The organism is Kocuria sp. TGY1127_2, from assembly GCF_013394385.1.
Classification (GTDB): Bacteria; Actinomycetota; Actinomycetes; order Actinomycetales; family Micrococcaceae; genus Rothia.
On the sequence record NZ_AP022834.1, the window covers coordinates 593,625 to 616,136 of the forward strand.

Sequence of the window (22,512 nt, forward strand, 5' to 3'; positions counted from 1 at the left end):
GCACGAAGCGGCCCGACGCCAGGGCCACCCGCACACCTGACAACCGGGTCAGCGGCTCGCGCCTCACCCGGAGATCACCAGGAGGAGACCGCTCCCATGACCAAGCTTTACAATGATCCCGCCGAATTCTCCGATGAACAGCTCGAAGGATTCGTCGATTTGTATTCGGACCGGTTGGCTCAGGTCCCGGGTGGAGTGATTTCTCTGCCCCCGAAAACTCCCCAGGTCGCGGTGATCGTCGGCGGCGGTTCCGGCCACTATCCGGCCTTCGCTGGTCTCGTGGGCCCCGGTTTCGCCTCCGGGGCGGTGGTCGGCAACATTTTCACCTCACCGTCTGCTGCCCACGTGTATTCGGTGGCCAAAGCGGCTGACCAGGGCAAGGGCGTCGTCCTGACGTTCGGCAATTACGCGGGCGACAACATGAACTTCGGTATTGCCGCAAAAATGTTGCGCGCCGAAGGGATCGACACCCGGGTCGTTGTGGTCAAGGACGACATTGCTTCCGACCCTGAGTTCGACAATCGTCGAGGAATTGCGGGCGATTTCACGGTATTCAAGGCGATGGGCGCGGCCGCGGCGGCGGGCAAGAGCCTGGACGAGGTCGAGCGGCTCGGAAATCTGACCAACCGACGGACGCGCACACTCGGCGTGGCATTCTCCGGGTGCACGATGCCTGGCGCCAAAACACCGCTGTTCGAGGTCAAGACGGGACAAATGGGCGTAGGCCTCGGGATTCACGGTGAACCCGGGATACGCGACGACGTTCGCCCCTCGGCTGCCGAGCTCGGCCGGCTTCTGGTACGCACCGTGCTCAAGGATGCGCCCGAAAATCCCGGCGGACGCATCGGCGTGATCGTCAACGGACTCGGGACCACCAAGTACGAGGAGCTTTTCCTCCTCTACCGCACGATCGCTCCGCTGCTGCGCGAAGCGGGATACGAGATTGTGGACCCCGAAGTCGGCGAGCTGGTCACGAGCCTCGACATGGGCGGAGTCTCCCTGACCGTCCTGTGGCTCGACGACGAGTTGGAGCCTCTCTGGACCGCGGACGCCTACGCCGCTGCATACCGCAAGCAGTCGGCGCCGCTGGAGACCATCGAGGAGACCTACGAGGGTAAGGTTTCTGCGCTCGACGAGGAGTCTCTCGTCGAAGCCAGCCCAGCAGCACTCGAGATCTCCGAGCGCGTTCGCAAGGCGGTCGCCTCGGTTGCAGAACTGATGCACGACCAGGAGACGTACCTCGGCGAAATCGATTCCTACGCCGGCGACGGCGACCACGGGCGCGGTATGGTCAAAGGCAGCGATGCCGCACTGACCACCGTCAAGGAAGCGCCAGAGAAGGCCGGCCCGGCGTCGCTGATCAAAGCCGCGGGACGCTCTTGGGCCATGCAGGCCGGCGGAACGTCGGGTGTTCTCTGGGGCGCTTCACTCGAAGCGGCCGCCAACACGATCGACGACGCCGCCGAGAGCTTCACGGACGAAGACTTGGTCCGTGCCGTCCGCACTTTCGCCGATTCCATGGTCACCCTGGGTGGTGCCAAAGTTGGGGACAAGACCCTGTTGGATGCCCTTTTGCCCTTCGCGGATACGCTCGAGTCCCAGGAAGGCGATCTCAGCGAGGCCTGGGGAAAGGCGACAGAGGCGGCCAAGGACAGTGCCGAGAAGACCGCTGAACTCCGGCCCCAAAAAGGACGTGCCCGCCCGCTAGCCGAAAAATCGGTCGGCCATCCGGATCCCGGAGCGATCTCGATGTCGATGATCCTCGAGCTTCTCGGCAAGAGCCTCTAGCCACAGTCCCCCTTAAGTATCGAGGGCGAGCTGCCGGGAAAAGCCGCTCGCCACGGAAAGGCCGCAACCATGGTCAAACTCAAGAATTCCACCCTGCAGGAGATCGATCGGACCGCGCAGTCCCGCCTCGTCGAAGGCAGCACCTTCCGGATTCCGGCCTATGACCGGAACGAATTGAGCGTCGGCGTCGTGCACTTCGGAGTCGGCGGCTTCCACCGCGCTCATCAGGCACGGTACTTGGACGAGCTGTTCACTCAGGGAGAGGCCAAAGATTTTGCCATCTGCGGCATGGGCGTTCTGCCCAATGACAAATTCATGCGCGATACCTTGGCCGAGCAGGATTACCTCTACACTCTGGTCGCGCGCTTCCCGGATGGCCACGAGGACACTCGAGTGATCGGATCGATCATCGATTACGTGTGGGCGCCGGAGGATCCAGCCGGGGCGGTCGAATACTTGGCCCAGGAAAGTATCAAGATCGTTTCGCTGACCGTGACCGAGGGTGGATACAACTTCAACCAGGTCACGCACGCCTACGACCTCGAAAACCCGTTGGTCGCCGCCGATCTGGCAGATCCCGAGCATCCGCGTACGGTATTCGGCCTGGTCACGCAGGCTCTGAAGCTGCGCCGGGAGCGTGGCATCACGCCATTTACTGTCCGTAGCTGTGACAATATTCAGGCCAATGGCGATATGGCCAAGAACGTCTTTACGGCGCATGCGAGGGCTTTGGACGCCGAGCTCGCAGGATGGATCGAGGAGCACGTGAGCTTCCCGAATTCCATGGTCGACCGCATCACGCCGGCCACGACCGACGAAGACCGGACGTACGTTCAGGACACCTTCGGATACGAAGACGGGTGGCCGGTGGTCACCGAGGACTTCATCCAGTGGGTCATGGAGGACGACTTCGTCAACGGCCGCCCGCCGTATGAGGACGTCGAAGTGCAGATGGTCGATGACGTCGAACCGTATGAGAAGCTCAAGCTTCGGATGCTGAATTCATCGCACCAGGGACTGTGCTATTTCGCGCATCTGGCCGGTTACCACAAGGTCGATGAAGCCGTTTCGAATCCGCTGATTGCCGATTTCCTCATGGCCTACATGATGAGGGAAGCGAAACCAACACTCGATCCGTTGGAAGGTATCGACGTCGACGAGTACGCTCGTACCCTGATCAGCCGTTTCACGAATAAGTACGTCAAGGACACCGTTCCGCGCCTGTGTGCCGAATCTTCGGATCGTATTCCCAAATGGTTGATCCCGGTGGTCCAGGACAACTTGCGGGACGGCGGGGACGTCCGTCTTTCGGCAGCCATTGTGGCCAGTTGGGCCCGTTACGCCGAAGGGATCGATGAGCAAGGACGCCCCATCAAGATCGTGGACAACGCCGAAGACAAAGTCCGGGCTGCGGCGCAGGCGCAGAAGGACGATGAACTCGCATTCTTGCGGGACAAGGATTTCTTCGGTGACTTGGCTGAGCAATCGCGGTTCACGGAGGAATACGTCAAGGTTCTTCGCTCATTGCATGAGGTGGGCAGCCTGAAGACGTTGGAGAAGCTCCTGGCCGATTGATATACCGTGGCATTGCGGGTCCCCGGCGGGTAACTATGCACCTGCCGGGGACTTTCAATGCCACAAGTTGTTGTGAAGGAGCGTTCTGCATGAGCACTTACGTCTTGGGCGTGGATTCCTCCACCCAGTCCTGCAAGGCCGTTCTGGTCGATGCGGCGACCGGTGAGGTTGTCGACGAGCGGCGCGCGAGCCACCCGGAGGGCACCGAAGTGGACCCCGCTGCCTGGGTCAGCGCGATCGAGGAGGTCACCGAGGAGCTTCTGCCTCGTGCCTCAGCCGTGGCGATCGGCGGCCAGCAGCACGGCATGGTTCTACTCGACGACGCCGGCGAGGTCATCCGCCCTGCACTCTTGTGGAACGATACCCGTTCGGCACCGCAGGCCGAAGAGTTGCTTGCGTGGCTCGGAGGGCCGGACGAGGCCGCGCGTCGAACCGGCAGCGTGCCCGTGGCCTCCTATACCGCGACCAAGGTCCTATGGGTCCGGGAGAATGAACCGGAAAATGCCGAACGCATCGATCGGATTGCTCTGCCGCACGACTATTTGACGTGGATACTCAATGAATCGGATGAGCTTTGGACCGACCACGGCGAGGCTTCCGGAACCTCGTACTACGATCCTTCCGCTCGCGAATGGCTGCCTGAGGTCGCCGCGTGGGCCGCCGGGCATGACGTCAGCCTGCCGCGCCTGGCAGAGCCGCATCAAGTCGTGGGCAAGACAGCCTCGGGAGCGCTGATCGGCCCGGGCACGGGGGACAACGCCGCAGCCGCGCTCGGGCTCGGCATGAAACCGGGTGATGTCAGTATCTCGATAGGCACTTCCGGGGTCGTGGCCGTGGTCAGCGATGTGCCGTCACACGATGCCTCGGGGTCGATCTCGGGATTCGCGGACGCGTCCGGTCGCTACCTGCCGCTGGCCACCACACTGAACGGCGCGCAGGTCTTCGACAGGGCCGCAGACCTTCTGGGAATCGGCCACGAAGAGCTCTCGGCTCTGGCCCTGGCTGCGGAGCCGGGATCTGGGGGCGCGGTCTTCGTCCCGTACTTCGCGGGGGAGAGGACCCCCAATCTGCCGGAAGCTCGTGCACAATTCCTCGAACTCGGCTCGGAGTTCTCCCGTCAGAACATGGCCCGCGCAATGATGGAGGGCCTAGCCTGTTCGATGGCCGAGTGCCTCAAGAAAGTGCAGAAACAGACCGGGACCGAACCCCAACGCGTCCTGCTGATCGGTGGCGGCGCCAAGTCCGAGGCCTTCCAGAAGATTCTCGCCGGAGTGATCGGCGGCCCCATTCTGTTGCCCGAGTCCCGCGAATTCGTCGCATTGGGGGCTGCCCGCCAGGCTGCTTGGGTCCTTTCCGGCGAGACCGAGCCCCCGGTGTGGGAAACCGCGAATACCGAGGAAGTCATCGCGGATCCTACGCCCGAGGTGTACGAGCGGTACATAGAGTTCCGCAATCGTCTCTACCCTGACGCGAAGTAAGCCCTGGGGAGGTTTGAGACCCGAAGCGGGCCGGCCTCCGAAGGATCTCCACGGCGGGAGGTCGCCCCCCGCATCGGTCAGACGCTCGTGTAGCCACCGTCGATGATCATATTGGATCCCGTCACCATCGCGGCGTCGTCGGAGGCGAGGTAGCCGACCATCGCGGCGACCTCTTCGGGCAGCGCGAACCGGCCCGCCGGGATCTGCTCCTTGGCCCGCTCGCCTTTTTCCCCGGCCCAAGCCTTCTTGCCCAAAGGTGTTTCGACAATCGTCGGGGAGACCGCATTGACCGTGACACCACGGGGAGCCCACTCGAGCGAGAGAACGCGGGTCAACCCCACGATTCCCGCTTTGGATGCACAGTAGGCCGCGTGCTGGTCCAATCCGACGACTGCCCCCTGTGAGGCGAGATTGATGATGCGCCCGTAGCCTGCGGTCGTCATGACGCGCCCGGCCGCTTGGGCCATGTAGAACGAGCCGCTCAGGTTGATGTTGATGGTCTTCTTCCAATCCTCGGCGGCGAGATCCGTCGCAGGATTGAGAAAGACCACGCCAGCCGAATTGACCAGGATGTGCGGCGTGCCGAGTCGGTCGACGACGCCGTCGACCACGCGGACCGCTTCCTCCGGATCCGAAAGGTCGGCGCGGAACCCCGCGTGGCCTTCACCCGGGAGGGACGCCAAGGCGTCGTCGAGAGCGGGCGAGACATCCACGCCGGCTATGCGCGCGCCCTTTTCGGCCAGGTGCTCGGCGATGGCCGCGCCGATACCGCTCGCGGCTCCCGTGACGATCGCGATCTTGCCGGCAAAAGATTTCTCGGTCATTTCTACTCCTTGGGTTATGAGTCGGTCGGCGGGTCGGATGCGCGGGCTTGTCCGCTGCCCAGCCCGGCCAAGTGATGCTGAATCTGCGCGGTCGCCTCGTACAGGCTGCGATAGTCCTCGTAGAGGGCGTCGTAGACGGGAATTTCGTGTGGCTCAATGACTTTTTCGACAGGGTTCCAATCGTCGAGATTCGCCACGACGCCGAGCGTCTGGGCGACCATGAAGGCGTCCCCGTATGCAGCCCCCACGCTGTATCGGTGGATGCGTTGAGGCCGACCCGTGACGTCAGAGACGATCTGCGGCCAGAGGTCCGATCCGACACCGCCGCCCGCGCAGGTAATGGATTCGATGCTCGCGCCTGCCTTCTCCATAACCTCGATATTGTGTCGGACAGCGAAGGCCGTGGCCTCGAGGAGGGATCGGTACACATGCCCGCGGCCGTGCTCGACGGTGAGCCCGATCATGACGCCCCGTGCGTCGGGGTCCTGGATGGGTGTCCGCTCTCCCGCGAAGTACGGCAACGTCAGGAGGCCATCCGACCCCGGACTGACCTGTCCGGCGGCCTCGATGAGCCGGGCGTAGTCCTGGACTCCGGATATCTCCCGAAACCACTGGGTAAGCGCCCCCGACGTGGCCAATCCACCCGCGAGGTTGCGGGTGCCTCGTCGAGTTCCGGTCGTTCCCCACATGGACGAGTGGCGGAGGCGCTCGCGGGAATTGGCGATGAGGAACAGCGTGGTCCCGTACATGAGGAACAGCTCGCCGTCGTCGGTGGCTCCGACCGATTCCTGTTCTGACCAAGCGTCGATACTGCCGTAAATCACCGGGATACCCTCTTCGAGTTCGGGCAAATCCTCGACGGGTCGCGTCCTGGAGCAAATATCGTTGCTCCAGCCGAGCCGGGGCAATTCCACACCGGCGGCGAAGCGTTCGGACATCTCGGTGTCCCATTCCTGGGTTTCCGGGTCATACAGGGGTGTGCACTGGCTCGCGGAGTGGCGATCCAGAACGTATTCGCCCGTCAGATGCTGGATGATCCAGCTGGACGGCATGTAGAAGCGAACACCCTCGGCGAATGCCTCTGGGTATCGCTTGGCGAACCACAAAAGTTTGGGGCCGCCTGCCTGGGACGTGAGCTGGGAATCGAAATGCTTGAGGATTTCCAGTTGTCCGAGCTCTGCGGAGATTTCCTCGATCTCATCGCGTGCCCGGTAGTCCACCCCGTAGAGGGCAGCCGGAGCGATCGGCGCGTCACCGGTCGCGACTCCGATGCACGGGCCCATCCCGGATACGCCGATGCCTCGGACCTGCACGGCGTTGATACGGACGAGATCCGCGTAGAGTTCCCGGAATTCATTCCACCAGATGTTCATGTCCATTTGGACGACGCCGTTGGGCAATCGTTCGACCTCGTGCTCAAGTGTTCGTGAGTCGAGGACCATGCCCTCGGGAGAGACCAGGACCGCCTTGGTACTGGATGTGCCGACGTCGAGACCGAAGAATGCAGATGCTGCCATGTAGTCCATATTGGTACAGATCACATGGCAGGGCCATTCGGAGGACGGTTTGTATCGCTATCCGTTGCCCTTGATCCAATCGGAATCGTAAAGATCTCGGCTTTGGCCGCTGTCTTTGGCACGGCGGCGTTCGGCATAATCCGTCTGGCGGAGAATTGCGTCGTCGTGATCCGGTGTGCTCCACAGGCCCAGCGCAATGAGGCCCGCGGACAGGCTTGCCAGGAGGAGAAACAGGAATCCCAACTCGGACCACATTACGACGTGATTGCGCACGAGAACAGCGTCGGAGCCCTCCATCCAACGAGGGACCATGTAGCTGACCACGAAGAACGCCGCGCTGAGAACAACCATGATCACGGGCGCCCAGAACCATCGGCTCATGTAGCGCGTGGGTTTGCGGCCCTCTTGATCTCGGAAGGCCGGCGCAAGACGCCAGCGCACGGACACAAGCCCCGCGATACCTACCAATAACGGGGCGATCCCCACAAACGCCCAGCGAGGATGCGCGGCCGCAACGAGCCCGAAGACCATGAGAATGCCGAGCATGCAGCTGGCGAAGGAGAGTCCACCGACCATGCGTCGGTACGCGGTTGCGCGAGCGCGGAGGCTTTGGGGCTCCCGTGGCTCAGACTGTTCGCCGGTCGGGGAAAGCATCGAGCCGGTCCACTCGGACTCAGGGATTCTGATGCCGTAGGTCGGAGCCTCGTATTCGCCTTCCGGGCCGTTTCTGGCATCTCGGGTGCTGCTCATGACCGGAAACTCCCTTCGACCGTCTGCGACATTCCGGAACGTCGTGGATATCCTGTCTTTCCATGGTAGGCCGGTTGACGATGGGTTGTAACCCGGGCGCCGGTAGCCGGCAGCGAACTCGATTTTCAGGATCGACTCAGCTCGGGTGCACCAAAATTTCAGAAGGGTTGGTTACCCTGACAAGGCAACACCCGGTGATTCGAGGAAGTGCGAGCCTCGAATCTTCCGGGTGTTGCCTCGTTAAACGGCGATCCGCGTATGCCGGGTCCGTCCTAACCTGCAGCTCCCAGCCAAGTACGCATGGACTGACGGAATTCGGGGTCTTCGAAGCTCGACGTCGCAAAGTGCGCTGGGGGAGAAGCGCTGACGTCCTCGGCGAGGACGACAACCCGGGTTCCAGCCGCAACGGCCGCCGTGGCGCCTGGACCGGAATCTTCGAATGTCAGTGCGCGGTCGCACGAGCCCTTGAGGTCTTTCACTGCCTTCACGTACATATCTGGTTCAGGTTTGCCGTGAGGTACGTCGTCACAGGAAACCCATGTTCCTAGGAAATGCTTGAACCCTGTGGTTTCCAGCTTGGCGTCGAGAATTGCTCGCGTGGAATTGGAAGCGACTCCGACGGGCAGCACCTCGGAACACTCGCGGACCAGCTCCATTGCACCCGGAATGAGATCGACTCCCTGTTCGATGCGTTGAACGTCCAAGTCGGACAGCAGTGACAGGATCTCCGATCCGCGGCCTTCGATCTCCGCCTGCGGCGCATCGTCGGGTAGCTCTTCACGGGCTAGGGCCTCGGCGATCGTCGAGGCGGGCAGGGCCGTCAGTTTGTCGGCGAGGATTTGAGGGCTGTCCAGTCCGAGGTCGTGGCTGACCCGGGCAATGGTCGCGACCCATGATTTCTCGGTGTCCATGAGGACTCCGTCGCAATCGAAAACCACGGTGGTAGGAGTCCAGTCGGCGGGAAAAGTGGAGGGGCTCAGGGGCGCAGATCGGCGAGTGAAAGTCATACCTCCATCCTTCCAGGATGGAGCCGTCCATGCGAGCAGAGGTTGTCAAGGCTAGCCGTCAGCAACCCGAGGCCGACATCTCGGCGGATATACCCTTTTCGTCACAATTACCTATGCTAATTACGCCCAGGCCATAGTATGATGAGGCTTGCCTTAGATCATCGGCGAATTGGTGCCTGACTTGGCATCCTCATCAATACTTGAACCCTCGCGGTTCGGACCCATTTGGGGGCGACTCGGGCCCCAGCTTCATAGGAGATAAAACACATTATGGTTTCCATTTCTCGTGGCACCTTCCTGAAGGCGGCTGCCGCTTCGGCTGCCGCGCTCGCTCTTGCTGGTTGCTCGACGGGTTCCAACGACAACAAGGATTCTTCGTCCTCCGGCGGGTCGTCCTCGGCCGATGCCGACGCCTTCCCGGTAACCCTTGAGTCGTCGTTCGGTGAAACCACAATCGAATCCGAGCCCAAGAAAATTGTCGGCCTTGGCTGGATCAATGCCGAGATCGTGCTCGCCTTGGGTGTAGTGCCGATCGGTTCGGGTTACGTGGGTTGGGGCGAGAACGACAACCACTCGACCGACTGGTTCGACGACAAGGTCAAGGAGCTCGGCGGCGAGTTGCCCACTCGCTTCTCGGAAACCGATGGGACCAATTTCGAAGAGATCGCCAAGCTCTCGCCGGACCTCATCGTGTCCGCGGTCGGCAGCATGGACCAGGAGACTTTCGACAAGCTCAAGGAAATCGCTCCCGTGGTTGTCTACAACAAGGACCACAAGGACGGCTGGATGGTCCCGTGGCAGGACTCGACCCGCACCATCGGGAAAGCGCTGGGGCGAAGCTCCGCCGCCGAAGACGTGGTCAAGAAGGTCGAATCCAAGTTGAGCGATGAGGCCGGCAAGTACGGACAGCTCAAGGATGCGACCTTCGTAGCGTCCAATCTTTCCGTGTCCGAGGCGCAGCCTACGATCAGCGTCTACACGGAAGGCGATGGTCGCGTGAACTTCCTGCAGACCCTCGGTATGAAGATGTCCGATGCCGCCAAGTCCGTCAAGGCGGAGACTTTCTACGGCACCTGGTCCAACGAGCGTGCATCCGAGTTGAGCTCGGACATGCTGTACTCGTGGGTCGATTCGGCCGAAAGCATTGAAAAAATCAAATCCAATGATGTCCTCAAGCAAATTCCCGCAGTAGCCAAGGACGCTGCTGTTCTGGATTACGACAAGAAGCAGGGCCTCGGTATGGGCAATACCCCGTTGGGTATCGAATGGCTCCTGGACGAGACCGATTTCGTCAAGCAGATCGCCGACGCCGTGACGAACGGCAAGAAGTAGTTCGAATCGTTGATGTCCACAGCAGTCGAATCCCTTCGACACAGTACGCCGGCCAAAGAGCGGTCCCGCAGGGGCGCGGTCCTGGTCGGCGTACTCGCCCTTTTTCTCATAGCAGTCCTGGGATCCCTGTTCATCGGCTCAAAACCCGTCAATCCGGTCTCCGCACTTGACGCTCTCCTGGATCCCAGCTCGGGATCCCCGGAATCCGTCATCATGTCCGGTCGTCTCAGCCGGACAGTCATCGGAGTCGTGATCGGAGCCGTCCTCGCGACCGCCGGCGCCGCGATGCAGGGCGTCACCCGCAACCCACTGGGCGATCCGGCGATTCTCGGTATCAATTCCGGGGCTACATGCTTCGTCGTTCTCGGAATCGCCCTCGTGGGTGCTTCGGGTGCCGCGGCCTATGCGGTGTGGGCGCTGGTCGGTGCCGCTTTTGCGGCAGTACTGGTGTATGCCATCGCAAGCATAGGTCGGGAAGGGGCGACGCCGATCAAGCTGGCCCTGGTGGGTGCGGCCTTCAGTGCGGGCGCGTTGTCGGTGACGAACGCCTTGATTCTGCAAGGACAGGAAACCCTGGACGAATTCCGGCACTGGCAGATCGGCTCCCTCTCCCGGGCGACCTACGGCGATCTACTGACGGTTCTGCCCTTGATCGCGCTCGGGCTCGTGCTGACCGTGGGCCTTGCATCCTCGATCAATAACTTTGCTTTGGGCGACGACATGGCGAAGTCCTTGGGCGAGAAAGTCGCCCTCAAAAGATTCGTCATCTTCGTGGGAATCACTGCCTTGTGCGGAAGTGCGGTTGCCCTCGCCGGGCCCATCGCGTTCCTCGGTCTGATGATTCCGCATGCTCTGCGTGCGGTGATCGGCCCCGATTACCGGTGGATCATGCCCTTGAGCTTATTCGCAGGTCCCGTCGTCCTCCTGTGGGCCGACGTCGTCGGGCGAGTCCTCCTGCCGCCCACGGAAATCGAAGTCGGCGTGACCATGGCGATCGTCGGGGTCCCGATATTCATCTACCTCATCCGTTCACGGAAGGCGGTCAACCTATGAGCGTTACCGTCAAAGACCGGACCGAGAAGAAGCCAGAAGGCACCCTGGCCTACGATGTGTCTGCGATGCGACGCCGCAGAGCCGCGCGACCGGTCGTGGCCGTCGTCGCTCTCGCCGTGGCCCTGCTGGGTGCCATCGCGGTCCGGGTCCTCCTCGGTACCTATACGGTCACAATTCCTGACTTCTTCTCGATTCTTTCCGGCAAGACCATTCCGGGTGCGGCCGGTGCAAAGTTCATCGTTCTGCAAGACAAGCTTCCCCATGCGATTCTGGGGGCCTTCGCGGGGCTCGCCTTCGGCTCCGCCGGAGCAATCTTCCAACTGCTCCTCCGCAACCCTCTGGCCAGCCCGGACATTATCGGCGTGAATTCTTCCGCGAGTCTCGGGGCCATAGTCGCGGTTTCCTTGTTCGGCGCGGCCGGAACCGGGATGGCCGTAGGCGGTCTGATCGGCGCCGTGGTGTGCGTGGTCGTAATCTTCAGCCTGTCCATCGGGCGTGAAGGGATGGTCGGCAACCGTTTCATCCTGATCGGCCTCGGCATATCAGTCCTCGCGGTGGCTCTGGCCAATTACCTGCTGTCTCGCGTGAACATCTACAAAGCTGCAGATGCCGCAATCTGGCTGACCGGCTCGCTCGGGTCCGCTAATTGGCAGCGAATCTCGATGCTTGGCGTCGTCCTGGTGATCGTCCTGCCCCTGATCGCAATTTTCTCCAAGAACCTTCACTCTCTGGAGGTGGGAGACGAACTGGCTTCGGGGCTCGGTGTTCCCGTGACCGTGACCCGGTGGCTCTACGTGGCTCTGGCCGTTGCGTTGGTGGCCTTCGCGGTCGCCATGACGGGGCCGATCACCTTCGTCGCATTCGTCTCCGGGCCGATTGCCCGCAAATGCGTGGGCGGCAGACACTCCGTGACTGCTTCCGCGCTCATCGGCGCGACCATCGTTGTCCTGGCCGACTTCGTCGCCGCAAATCTGATTCCGGGCGGTCGGCTCCCCGTCGGTGTCGTGACCGGCATCGTGGGTGCGCCCATTCTGCTGTGGCTGGTCGCCGCAGCCCAGAAAGAGAGGTCCTGATCCTTATGACCAAAGTCCGAACTTCTTCCTCATCCCAACAGCTGCGTCTGTGCGCAGAATCGCTGACTCTCAATTACGGTGGCCGCAACATCGTTGAGAACCTGGACTTCCAGGTCCCTGCCGGTCAGGTCACCGCGATCATTGGACCCAACGGATGCGGCAAGTCCACGCTGTTGCGCGGGTTCTCTCGTTTGCTCAAGCCTGCCGGCGGTCGAGTTCACCTCGACTCCAAAGACCTGTCCAAGTACGGTTCGCGAGACTTCGCACGCCGCGTGGGGCTGCTCCCGCAGCATCCGGTGGCGCCGGACGGAATCACGGTCGCCGACCTTGTGTCCCGAGGAAGATATCCCTATCAGGGCATGTTTTCCAAAGCATCCCGAGAGGACGACGCCGCAGTCGCGTGGGCGTTGGAAGCGACGCATACCGATCAGCTCGCCGAGATTCCCGTGGCGGAGCTCTCGGGCGGGCAACGTCAACGCGTGTGGATTGCGATGGCTCTGGCCCAGGAAACCGATGTCCTCCTCCTCGACGAGCCGACCACGTACCTCGACCTCGCTCACCAGGTGGACCTGGTTGACCTCGTCGTGGACCTCAATCGCGCGAGGGGAACCACGATGGTTCTGGTCCTTCACGAGCTGAACTTGGCAGCGCGTTGTGCAGACCACCTTGTGGCCATGAAGAACGGCGAGATCAAGATGTCGGGTCGGCCGGCTGAGGTCTTGACTCGAGAAAATTTGGCCGATGTCTTCGGCCTCGATGCAGTCGTTAGCCCGGATGAGGGTGGGTCACCCGTCGTCGTACCGACCCCCAGAAAGGAACTGGTATGAGCAACATCCCCATGGAACTCTTCGAAGCCGAGGTCACGGGGACGGAACGCCTGAGCCGTGACTTCGTACGAATCCGGCTCGCATCCGAACAGCTGACCAGGTTGGCTGCCCCGGCGGGAGACGGGAGCGGTCAGGTCCTCGATTCCTATCTGAAGCTCTTCATTCCGCATCCTGAGCTCTCGGGCCCCGTGCGCTTGGATCTCAACGACACCTGGCGGAAGGACTGGTTCGCCGCGGATCCCAAGGAACGCGGCGGTTGGATCCGTACCTACACCCTTCGGGATTCCCGGACCTGGACATCTCCTGCTGGAAGCCAGGGAGTCGAAATCGATGTCGATTTCGTCCTGCATCCTGCGGAGGGAAAATCCGAAGACAGTGACCAGCCGTCCGAGATGGGGCCCGGCGCGACCTGGGCTTCCCGGGCGAAGGTCGGCGACAGTTTGAGCTTTATCGGCCCGTCCCGTGAAGGGCAGCTCTGGTCGATGTGGAAGCCCGAGCAGGCCGATACGGTCATCGTTTGCGCCGACGAAACTGCTGTTCCCGCCGCTATGTCGGTCCTGCGCACCTTGCCGCAGGGGGCTCATGCCCGATTCCTGTTGGAGGTCCCCGAGGGCAACGCTGAACTGGACCGCCATGCACAGCCGTTGATCGAGGAAGCCCGTCGGCACGGCGACGTCGAACTCCACTGGCTCGAACGCCGAGAAGGCATGGTCCGAGGCAAACTCACACTTCAGGCATTGCGCGAGGCGCTGGGCATCGAACCGCACGAGGATGACGCGGACAGCCCTCTCGGGGTCAAAGTTGCCGCGGATGAAATCGTGTGGAAGACCACTGAGGACCCGGGCAGCACGTACGTTTACCTGGCGGGTGAGGCCTCCGTGGTTCGTGCAGCGCGCCGAGTGTGTGTTAACGAAGCCAATATCGAGAAGTCGAGCATTTCCTTTATGGGCTACTGGAAAGCAGGCCACGCGGAGTCCTAGGTCCATGCCCGGCTTTTTTGCCCGGGCGTGTTGCGGTGCGCTGTGGGCGGGCATAACGTCGTGGGTGTGGGTGCTTCGCATGGGGGAGAATTGCCTGTGATCCATGGAAGCACACGTTGGTTTGGAGAGTTATGTCCACAGTCGCCGATGCGGAATCGGAAGATCGCGCAGAGCGGGAGCCCATCCGATTTGTGGCCCTCGGGGATTCCTTCACGGAAGGAGTGGGGGACGACGACCCCACGCGCCCGAATGGAGTCCGCGGGTGGGCCGACCGTGTTGCGGAGCAGCTGACGCTCCGTTTCCCTCGGACGACGTACGCGAATTTGGCGATTCGCGGCCGAACCATGGGGCCGATTCTTGATGAGCAGATCGAGGCGGCATTGGCTCTGGAGCCGACGCTCGTAAGCATTTACGGCGGCGGAAACGACATTCTGCGGCCCAACGTGGACGTGGACGAGCTGATGGTCGGCTATGAGGATGCGATCTCGCGTCTGCGGTCGAGCGGGGCTCACGTTCTGACCTTTACCGGATTCGATGCGAAGAATTTCTACGGTGTCTTCAAGGGAACCCGGGGTCGCGCGGCGATCTACAACGAACTCCTGCGGGAAATCGTTGATCGTCACGGAGTGATCTTGGTCGATTTCTGGCGCATGAGCAAAGAATTCTCGGATGCTCGCTACTGGGCACCGGACCGTTTGCATATGAATACCCGGGGCCACCGAAAGCTTGCGGGCAAGGTCCTTGAAGCGCTGGACGTGACCCCGGCGGTGGATCTCGGTTTGGAGCCTCTGCCGCAAATGCGTCGTGTTTCACGCGTGCAAACGACCCGTGCCAATGTCGATTGGGTGCGCGAATTCGCGTTGCCGTGGGTCGGGCGTAGACTGAGAGGGACCTCATCAGGCGATTTACTGTCACCGAAATACCCCGAGCTTCAAAGTATGACGGTGACGGAGCCTAGGGTTGATGAGGCGGCCGAATCCGGTGATTAAGACCATGTTCTGCCCTGGGCAGGTTGCGCTTGGTACGGCTATTCCATAGTATTTAACGCTGTCGTAGTGGTGAGTCCACCTCTCGGCACCGAAGAAAGCTTCACCGTTATCCCGCGGCGGGGGCAGGACCTGAAAATCTCACGCAGGCGCCTGTTCCACACTCTGGCCCGGCGAATAACCCGGTGCTCTAAGTAGGTGACGGAGCGCTCGGAAGGCCCGCATTCGTGTAGGCAACAACTGCGCACCGTCATTTTGTCAACATTTGGAGGAGAAACTATGGCAGCCGTCTGCCAGGTGACCGGAGCTGTTCCCGGCTTTGGACACAGCATTTCGCACTCGCACCGCCGCACCAAGCGCCGGTTCGATCCGAACATTCAGAAGAAGCGCTACTGGGTCCCGTCCCTTCGCCGCAATGTCACGCTGAACGTGTCCGCCAAGGGCATCAAGGTTATTGACAGCCGCGGTATCGACGCGGTCGTAGCCGACATCCTTGCACGCGGGGAGAAGATTTAAGCATGGCATCGAATACCAAGGACGTTCGTCCGATCATCAAGCTGAAGTCCACTGCCGGCACCGGTTACACCTACGTAACCCGCAAGAACCGCCGCAATAACCCGGACCGCCTGGTCATGAAGAAGTACGACCCGGTTGTCCGCAAGCACGTTGATTTCCGAGAGGAGCGCTAAGAGCAATGGCCAAGAAGTCCAAGATCGCTCGTAACGAGCAGCGCAAGGTCATCGTTGAGCGCTACGCGGAGAAGCGTGCTGCCCTCAAGAAGACCCTTGTAGATGAGAACGCATCCCCGGAGGAGCGCGAAGAGGCCCGGTTGGGCTTGCAGAAGCTTCCCCGCAATGCTTCTCCTATCCGTATCCGTAACCGCGACCAGATCGACGGTCGTCCGCGCGGTACCTTCCAGAAGTTTGGGATTTCCCGTGTTCGCTTCCGCCAAATGGCGCACCGAGGCGAATTGCCGGGAATTACCAAGTCAAGCTGGTAATTTTTCGGTTGTAGGCCGGTATAGTCGGCTTGAGCCAAGAAAATTCAAGTCTCAGGAGGGACACAGATATGGCTAAGAACCGTAGCGAACTCGTTTCAGAGGTTGCCGAGAAGTCGGGCATGAGTCAGGCCGCCGTCAATGGCGTTCTGGATGCTGTCTTCCAGGTTTTCGAATCCTCGGTTTCCAAGGGCGAGAAGATCACCATCCCCGGCTGGTTGTCGGTGGAGCGCACCGATCGTGCAGCACGCACCGGTCGTAACCCGCAGACCGGCGAGGCCATCAAGATCCCCGCTGGTCATGGCGTCAAGTTGAGCGCTGGTTCCAAGCTCAAAGCAGCTGTTGCCAAGAAGTAGTCATCCGACTGCAGACGCTTGAAAGCCCCGCGTTCCTCTTCAGGAACGCGGGGCTTTCTTTGTGCCCAGTGGACGCCGTGTGATCCTACGTACTAGGGGATCGCCCAGGGCGAAACCATTGGTAGACTGAGTGCGTCTTTCAGGCTGATCGCTGTCATGTCGAGGAACTCAGGGGGTGGACCGTCGTGACTCTCCGTGCCACGCCGACCCGTTTGTCCCGCCTCGTTCGTGGCTGGAGTTTGGCGAGTATCGCGACCTTCGCCGGCGTCATTTCCCACGTCCTGGCCATGGGGCATGTCCCACCGCCGGCCCTCGTGGCCGTTTGCTGGGCACTGTCCGGGCTTGTCTGCGTGCTGGTTTCCGGCATCAGATGGTCGGTTTTCTCAACCGCTTTGAGCGTTATTTGCTCCCAGGGGATTCTTCACTGGCTCTTCGCACAGACAGGCCATGGTGTCGTCATGACGCAGGCCAACGGCGAGCCCATGGTTGGTCATGCCGCCCATATGTCCCACGGAAGCGGTTCTCTGACCGCGTCCGTCAGCGGGCAATCAACTGACCTTTCGATCGGCATGGTCATGATGCACCTTGCGGCAGCATTGCTGACTTACCTCGCTATTCGCCGCGGGGACGCCGCTTTGGCCGCGCTGTCGTTGGCCGTTCGGATCGGGCTTGAGCGAGTTTCTCCCCTCCTGCCCAAACCCGTCGCGGTAGTTCCTGCGTTCCGCCCGTTGCCAGTGGCCGGTATGGTTCGGGTTCTGGTGAACATGGCCTATCCCGGCCCCGTCGCGCTCCGGGGGCCTCCCGTACCTTTCGTCTCCGCATAAATCCAATGACTCCGGGTCAGTCGCCTGGGCCTTCGCCCATGCCACACCCGGAGAATTCAGCGACGAAAGAGAGTACAGGCATGGCCCTGACAATGACAAGAACTAAAAACCTTGAAAACTCGACGATGCGACGTCGCATCGCAGCCGTGCCAGCGACAATTGCGCTGGTGATCGTGGCACTTTTCATGAGCGGTACGGCGGCTCAAGCGCACGACCAACTCGTGCAGACGGATCCGGCTCAGGACGACAAAGTCAGCGCTGCCCCTGACCACGTCACATTGACCTTCTCCGGAAACATCACCAAAGTTCACAACGGCAACAAGGTCATCGTGACGGACTCCGAGGGCAATACCGTGAGCACCGGTGATGCAACCGTCGAGGGCAAAGAAGTGACCCAGAAGGTCTCCTCGGATGCCAAGGACGAAACCTACAAAGTAGCTTGGCGGGTTGTTTCCGAAGACGGCCACCCGATCGAAGGGGCTTTCAACTTCACCGTGGGCCAGGGCGGTTCAGGGGACCAGGCATCGGCAACCAATGAAGCCTCAGCCGCTCCGAGCGATGATTCCTCTTCCGCCGGTGCGAATGACTCGGACGAGAAGGAGCAGGGTTCAGGTCTGCCCGTATGGGTGAGCGCCGTCATCGGTGCTGTCATCGCTCTAGCGGTTCTGGCCGTCGTTGTGCTGCTCATCGCGCGGGTTCGCGCCAAGAAGAACGACGAAAGGCGCTGACGGCGGTGACTAACATGAAAAAAACTCGTTTTGTTCTTGTCCCCGCCGCCCTCGCTGTGAGTACTCTTCTTGCGTTGACCGGTTGCGGTGGGTCCCAGGAAGCAAGTCATGACAGCTCTTCCAAGGCCTCGGCTTCCTCCGGAGCGAATTCCTCGGACTCAGGCCTTGCCGTCAAGGACCCGTGGGCCAAAGCGGCAGATTCGGGCATGACTGCAGTATTCGGAACGCTGACCAACACATCGGATCACGAGGTCAAAGTGACCCAGGCGGAAACTCAGGCCTCTGACATGGCGCAGTTGCACGAGACAGTGACCGACAGCAAAACCGGCGCTTCGTCAATGCAAGAGAAAAAGGACGGATTCACGATCAAACCTGGTGAATCGCTTGACCTCAAGCCGGGCGGAAACCACATTATGCTGATGGACTTGAAGTGCTCGATGTTGGCCGGTGACAGCCTCAAGGTCACACTGAAGACCTCGGACGACAAGTCCCTTGTTGTCGACGCGCCGATCCGGGACTACTCGGGGGCCAAGGAGAACTACGATCCGTCCGAAGAATCCGGTTCGTCTTCGGAACAGACCTCCGATCACGACATGAGCGATCATTCTGGACACGACATGAACGATCACTCCGGTCACGACATGTCGTCCATGAGCCCGAGCTCGAGCAAGCTTCCCAGCTGCTCGTCGTAAGGGAGCGACCCCATGTCCGACAAACAGGAAACTCCGGCGCCACGGCGTTCGCTGTGGAGCCGTAGACATCTGCTCGTCGGAGGGGCCACTGCCTCCGTAGGTGCCGCCGCGGGAGCGAGCGTCGAGCTCGCTCGCCGCGGCGGCCACCGCGGCTCGTCGACGCCCTCGGGCGAAGACAATGGGGGAAATCCCCAAGCCGTGAATGGGGGCACATCGCTCGCTTCGTCAACAGTTGGTTTCTACGGAAAGCGGCAGGCCGGAGTCGCGACTCCGGCGCCGGCCTATGGTCACTTCATCGGGCTTCGTTTACGCCCGGGCGTGGCTTCGGCCGACGTTCGCCGTATGCTTCGCATCGTGAGCGACGACGCTGCGTCGCTGACATCCGGGAAAGGCCCGATCAATGATCAGGAACCCGAGCTCGCTGAAATAGCCGCCAATCTCACTATCACCATTGGTTTCGGGCAGAAGATCTTTGACCTGGTCGATCCGAAGTCCAAACCGTCTTGGCTCAAACCTCTTCCGGCTTTTGAACAGATCGATCGACTCGGCGACGAGTACGGCGAGTCCGATCTCCTGCTGCAAATCTGTTGCGATGACAAAATGACATTGGCCCACGCACAGCGCATGCTCCTCAAGGACACGCGCAGTTTCGGCAGCGTGCACTGGATACAGGAGGGTTTTCGTAACGCAGCGGGCTCTTTGAAAAAAGGGACGACAATGCGGAACCTGTTCGGCCAGGTCGATGGAACGATCAATCCGAGTACGGACGACTCCAGCATGGACGACATCGTCTACGGAAAGGCTGACGGGCTCGAACCCTGGGCCGAAGGGGGAACCTCGTTGGTCATTCGCCGTATCCACATGAACTTGGATACGTGGGATGAGGTGGACAACCCTGGGCGCGAGGACTCCGTCGGACGCAAACTGTCCAACGGTGCCCCACTGACCGGGCAGAAAGAAACGGACCCGGCTGACCTTTCCGCTAAGACGCCGGTCGGTTTTCCGGTGATCGCTGATTACGCTCATATCAGAAGGGCGACCGCTCAAACCCCGGTCGAACGTATTCTGAGACGGCCGTACAATTATGATTTACCGGTCTCGAACGCGTCTGGCCTAGCGAAAGCCGGCTCCAGCGAAGGCGGAGTGAGCCGTACTGGGCTCATCTTCGCTTCGTACCAGGCCGATCCGGTCAAACAATTCGTACCCATTCAAAAACGTCTGGCCGAGTTGGACATGCTCAATACCTGGACCGTCCCCATTGGGTCCGCGGTCTTCGCGATTCCTCCGGGATGCGAAGAGGGCGGTTTCATCGGGGACTTCCTGTTCCGTACGTAGGTCCGGCTCTGCGCGACCTCGGTCGGCCTCGGCCGAGGTCGCGCAAACACCCACACACCACTTTCGATCCGAGGATTTGATGACGAGCAGCAAGCCGAAGGCCGCCGGTAAGACCACCGCGCCACGGCGAGAGATACCGCAAGGAATCGCGCGCGGACTGCACAGACCGTGGTTGCTCGTGGTCCCGGGTACGACCCTCGTATTCCTCGTCGTTTCGCTCATCCTGTCGGGCACCGCGGCCGGGACGGATCTCAACGATCCCGGACCGTTCGTCCGCTGGGCTCTGCCGGTGGCCGAAGCGATTCACAATGTCGCGATGGCGGCGACCATGGGTTCATTGCTGTTCACGGTCTTCTTCATCCCCCGCTACGCTGTCGACGCGACTCGACGCGGACGCCGAGGCGCCCGGGTCAAGCGCGCCGCCGATGCGGATGACGCCAGCGTCGAGGCCCTGGCCAATGCGTCTGCAGACGAGGCCGAAGAGCTCAAGCAGGCCGAGGACAACAGCAACGCCGAGTATCCGCCCTTCACCTCGGCTCTGAACTTCGGCGCGGTCGCCGCGATGACGTGGACTATCGCGGCAGTCGCCGTGCTCGTCCTGTCCTATGCCGATGTTTCGGGAAGTTCCGTCGGCAGCGATAAAGCATTTACGACGCAGTTGCTCAGCTACATGCAGAGCATCGCAGGTGGACAGGAGCAAACGACGATCGTCGTCGTTGCGGCGGTCGTGACGACCTTGATCTTCGCCGTGCGCCAGCTGCTGGGCCTCTTGTTGACTTTCGGTGTGTCCATGATCGCTCTGGTGGCGCTTGCCCTGAGCGGGCACTCCTCGGGCGGTGATGACCATATGGGCGCGGTCAATTCCCTGGGGCTCCACCTATTGGGTGTGAGCCTCTGGTTTGGTGGCCTCGTGGTGCTTGCGTATTTGTCCCGTCAGCTCTCCGGACCCGACGCCGGGACGGGCACCGTGCCCGAGAAGACCCGCGGGTCGCTCAGCGCAAACGCTCGACGGGTGCCGATCGCGGTCGCGGTCCTTCGCCGTTATTCGGCTGTCGCGCTGGTCGGCTTCGTCATGGTCCTGGTCTCAGGCATCATCAACGCCGATATCCGCATTTTCGGTCTGTCGGATCTCGGTACCACCTATGGTGCCTTGATCGTGACCAAGGCAAGTTTGACCATTCTTCTGGGTATTGCCGGCGCAGCTCACCGGATGTATCTCATCCCGCGCATCGAATCCGGTGCCGTCAGCGCATTCCGGGGCATTTGGCAGGTCATTTTGGCGGAGCTGATCATTATGGGCACTGTCTCCGGTGTGGCAGTGACCCTTTCCCGAACGGCTCCGCCGGTTCCCGAAGAGCTGAAGCCGGATGCCTCGCCGGCCCGCATTATCACGTGGTACGAGATGCCGCCGGAGCCGACGACGGCTTCGTGGTTCACGACCTGGCGCTGGGACTGGCTGTGGGTAGCTATTGCAGTTCTTGCTCTCTGGTTCTATATTTGGGCGTTCTTCAAGGTCCGGGCCAGAGGCGGGACCTGGAACCCCTTGCGGTTGTTCTCGTGGTTCTTGGGGCTCGCTTTCCTGACATTCGCGACCTCGGGGTCCTTGACCGTATACGCGCGTGTCCTCTTCTCGGCGCACATGGTCGAGCACATGCTCTTGACCATGATCATTCCAATTTTCTTGGTCTTGGGGGCACCAGTAACGTTATTGCTCCGAGCCTTGGAGCCGCGACAGGACGGTACTCGGGGTCCCCGTGAGTGGATATTGCGATTCACGCATTCCACCTGGGCAAAGATCGTCACGAACCCGATCGTCGCCGGAGTCAACTTCGCAGGGTCGATCGTGATCTTCTATTTCACCCCGCTGTTCGGCGTAGCGCTGCGTTTCCACGTGGGGCACGAGTTCATGATGATCCATTTCCTCTTGACCGGTTACATGTTCTTGCTGGTCCTGATCGGCATCGACCCCATTCCTCGACGACCTCAATACGCGCTCCGCCTGGTCGTTCTCATCGCGACCCTGGGTTACCACGCATTCGTCGGAATTGCCCTGATGAGCTCCAACGCCCTTTTGCAGGCCTCCTGGTTTGGAAATCTCGGACGTCCATGGGGGCTGTCGGCCATCGCTGACCAGAAATTGGGCGGATCCATCATGTGGGGAATGGGAGAGATCCCGACCATGTTGATTGCGGTCGTCGTCGGCGTGCAATGGTCTATTGCCGACGGACGCCTGGCGAAGAGGCTCGACCGCCAGGCGGATCGCGATGGCGACGCCGAGTTGGAGGCGTACAACGAGATGTTCGAAAAGCTCAACGAAGGCATCGAATCGCGCCCGGGGGAGCGGCGGTAACTGCCTTCCACCATGGCGGCGTACATCACCGGAATATGAC

Annotated in this window: 22 protein-coding genes; 18 read left to right on the forward strand and 4 right to left on the reverse strand. The window is 61.2% G+C overall.

Features of this window, described 5'->3' with window-relative positions:
• Positions 1–96: 96 nt before the first annotated feature.
• The 3 genes from sake_RS02615 (at position 97) to xylB (ending at position 4,841) form a co-directional block, all read left to right on the forward strand.
• On the forward strand, positions 97–1,788 hold the full coding sequence (locus sake_RS02615) for a dihydroxyacetone kinase family protein (protein ID WP_178945402.1): 1,692 nt from the start codon (positions 97–99) through the stop codon (positions 1,786–1,788).
• A 69-nt stretch (positions 1,789–1,857) separates the two neighbouring features.
• Positions 1,858–3,363, forward strand: coding sequence for a mannitol dehydrogenase family protein (locus sake_RS02620; protein ID WP_129358875.1), 1,506 nt, complete (start codon positions 1,858–1,860; stop codon positions 3,361–3,363).
• 89 nt (positions 3,364–3,452) lie between these two features.
• Entirely contained in the window at positions 3,453–4,841 is a 1,389-nt protein-coding gene (gene xylB / locus sake_RS02625) for a xylulokinase (protein WP_129358877.1), read from the forward strand.
• 77 nt (positions 4,842–4,918) lie between these two features.
• Here xylB and sake_RS02630 read toward each other — a convergent pair whose 3' ends face one another.
• The 4 genes from sake_RS02630 to sake_RS02645 form a co-directional block, all read right to left on the reverse strand.
• Positions 4,919–5,665 (reverse strand): GolD/DthD family dehydrogenase, encoded by a 747-nt coding sequence (locus sake_RS02630; RefSeq protein ID WP_129358879.1) that lies wholly within the window; start codon positions 5,663–5,665, stop codon positions 4,919–4,921.
• A 14-nt stretch (positions 5,666–5,679) separates the two neighbouring features.
• Entirely contained in the window at positions 5,680–7,182 is a 1,503-nt protein-coding gene (locus tag sake_RS02635; RefSeq protein WP_129358881.1) for an FGGY-family carbohydrate kinase, read from the reverse strand.
• 57 nt (positions 7,183–7,239) lie between these two features.
• On the reverse strand, positions 7,240–7,932 hold the full coding sequence (locus sake_RS02640; RefSeq protein ID WP_129358883.1) for a hypothetical protein: 693 nt from the start codon (positions 7,930–7,932) through the stop codon (positions 7,240–7,242).
• A 272-nt stretch (positions 7,933–8,204) separates the two neighbouring features.
• Positions 8,205–8,939, reverse strand: a complete 735-nt coding sequence (locus tag sake_RS02645; RefSeq protein WP_129358885.1) for an HAD family phosphatase — start codon at positions 8,937–8,939, stop codon at positions 8,205–8,207.
• 270 nt (positions 8,940–9,209) lie between these two features.
• Between sake_RS02645 and sake_RS02650 the strand changes: the two genes are divergently transcribed.
• The 15 genes from sake_RS02650 (at position 9,210) to sake_RS02720 (ending at position 22,472) form a co-directional block, all read left to right on the forward strand.
• Positions 9,210–10,271 carry an ABC transporter substrate-binding protein gene (locus tag sake_RS02650; RefSeq protein WP_129358887.1) on the forward strand — a complete coding sequence of 354 codons (1,062 nt, stop codon included), beginning with the start codon at positions 9,210–9,212 and terminating at the stop codon, positions 10,269–10,271.
• A 12-nt stretch (positions 10,272–10,283) separates the two neighbouring features.
• A complete protein-coding gene (locus sake_RS02655; protein ID WP_129358889.1) occupies positions 10,284–11,324 on the forward strand; it encodes an iron ABC transporter permease in 1,041 nt (346 codons plus the stop codon).
• Entirely contained in the window at positions 11,321–12,397 is a 1,077-nt protein-coding gene (locus sake_RS02660) for an iron chelate uptake ABC transporter family permease subunit (protein WP_243155727.1), read from the forward strand. The genes sake_RS02655 and sake_RS02660 overlap by 4 nt, the downstream gene beginning before the upstream one ends.
• A 5-nt stretch (positions 12,398–12,402) precedes the next feature.
• Positions 12,403–13,224, forward strand: coding sequence for an ABC transporter ATP-binding protein (locus sake_RS02665; protein ID WP_129358891.1), 822 nt, complete (start codon positions 12,403–12,405; stop codon positions 13,222–13,224).
• The gene (locus sake_RS02670; RefSeq protein WP_129358893.1) at positions 13,221–14,204 is read left to right on the forward strand and encodes a siderophore-interacting protein; all 984 of its coding nucleotides are present in this window, start codon (positions 13,221–13,223) and stop codon (positions 14,202–14,204) included. The genes sake_RS02665 and sake_RS02670 overlap by 4 nt, the downstream gene beginning before the upstream one ends.
• Positions 14,205–14,335: 131 nt before the next feature.
• Positions 14,336–15,193: an SGNH/GDSL hydrolase family protein gene (locus sake_RS02675; RefSeq protein WP_129358895.1), complete on the forward strand. Its 858-nt coding sequence runs from the start codon at positions 14,336–14,338 to the stop codon at positions 15,191–15,193.
• 276 nt (positions 15,194–15,469) lie between these two features.
• Positions 15,470–15,706 (forward strand): 50S ribosomal protein L28, encoded by a 237-nt coding sequence (gene rpmB / locus sake_RS02680; RefSeq protein WP_129314578.1) that lies wholly within the window; start codon positions 15,470–15,472, stop codon positions 15,704–15,706.
• A gap of 2 nt (positions 15,707–15,708) precedes the next feature.
• Positions 15,709–15,879 (forward strand): 50S ribosomal protein L33, encoded by a 171-nt coding sequence (gene rpmG, locus sake_RS02685; protein WP_030015328.1) that lies wholly within the window; start codon positions 15,709–15,711, stop codon positions 15,877–15,879.
• Positions 15,880–15,884: 5 nt separating this feature from the next.
• A complete protein-coding gene (gene rpsN / locus sake_RS02690; protein WP_129358897.1) occupies positions 15,885–16,190 on the forward strand; it encodes a 30S ribosomal protein S14 in 306 nt (101 codons plus the stop codon).
• A 68-nt stretch (positions 16,191–16,258) separates the two neighbouring features.
• On the forward strand, positions 16,259–16,543 hold the full coding sequence (locus tag sake_RS02695) for an HU family DNA-binding protein (RefSeq protein WP_129314580.1): 285 nt from the start codon (positions 16,259–16,261) through the stop codon (positions 16,541–16,543).
• 185 nt (positions 16,544–16,728) lie between these two features.
• Complete coding sequence (locus tag sake_RS02700; protein ID WP_178945403.1) at positions 16,729–17,367, forward strand: hypothetical protein; 639 nt, start codon at positions 16,729–16,731, stop codon at positions 17,365–17,367.
• Between the two features lie 80 nt (positions 17,368–17,447).
• Positions 17,448–18,095 carry a copper resistance CopC family protein gene (locus sake_RS02705; RefSeq protein WP_165000939.1) on the forward strand — a complete coding sequence of 216 codons (648 nt, stop codon included), beginning with the start codon at positions 17,448–17,450 and terminating at the stop codon, positions 18,093–18,095.
• A gap of 14 nt (positions 18,096–18,109) precedes the next feature.
• Positions 18,110–18,787 (forward strand): copper chaperone PCu(A)C, encoded by a 678-nt coding sequence (locus tag sake_RS02710; RefSeq protein WP_129358903.1) that lies wholly within the window; start codon positions 18,110–18,112, stop codon positions 18,785–18,787.
• Between the two features lie 12 nt (positions 18,788–18,799).
• A complete protein-coding gene (locus sake_RS02715; protein WP_129358905.1) occupies positions 18,800–20,122 on the forward strand; it encodes a Dyp-type peroxidase in 1,323 nt (440 codons plus the stop codon).
• 79 nt (positions 20,123–20,201) lie between these two features.
• Positions 20,202–22,472, forward strand: a complete 2,271-nt coding sequence (locus sake_RS02720) for a cytochrome c oxidase assembly protein (RefSeq protein ID WP_178945404.1) — start codon at positions 20,202–20,204, stop codon at positions 22,470–22,472.
• The last annotated feature ends 40 nt before the right edge of the window (positions 22,473–22,512 follow it).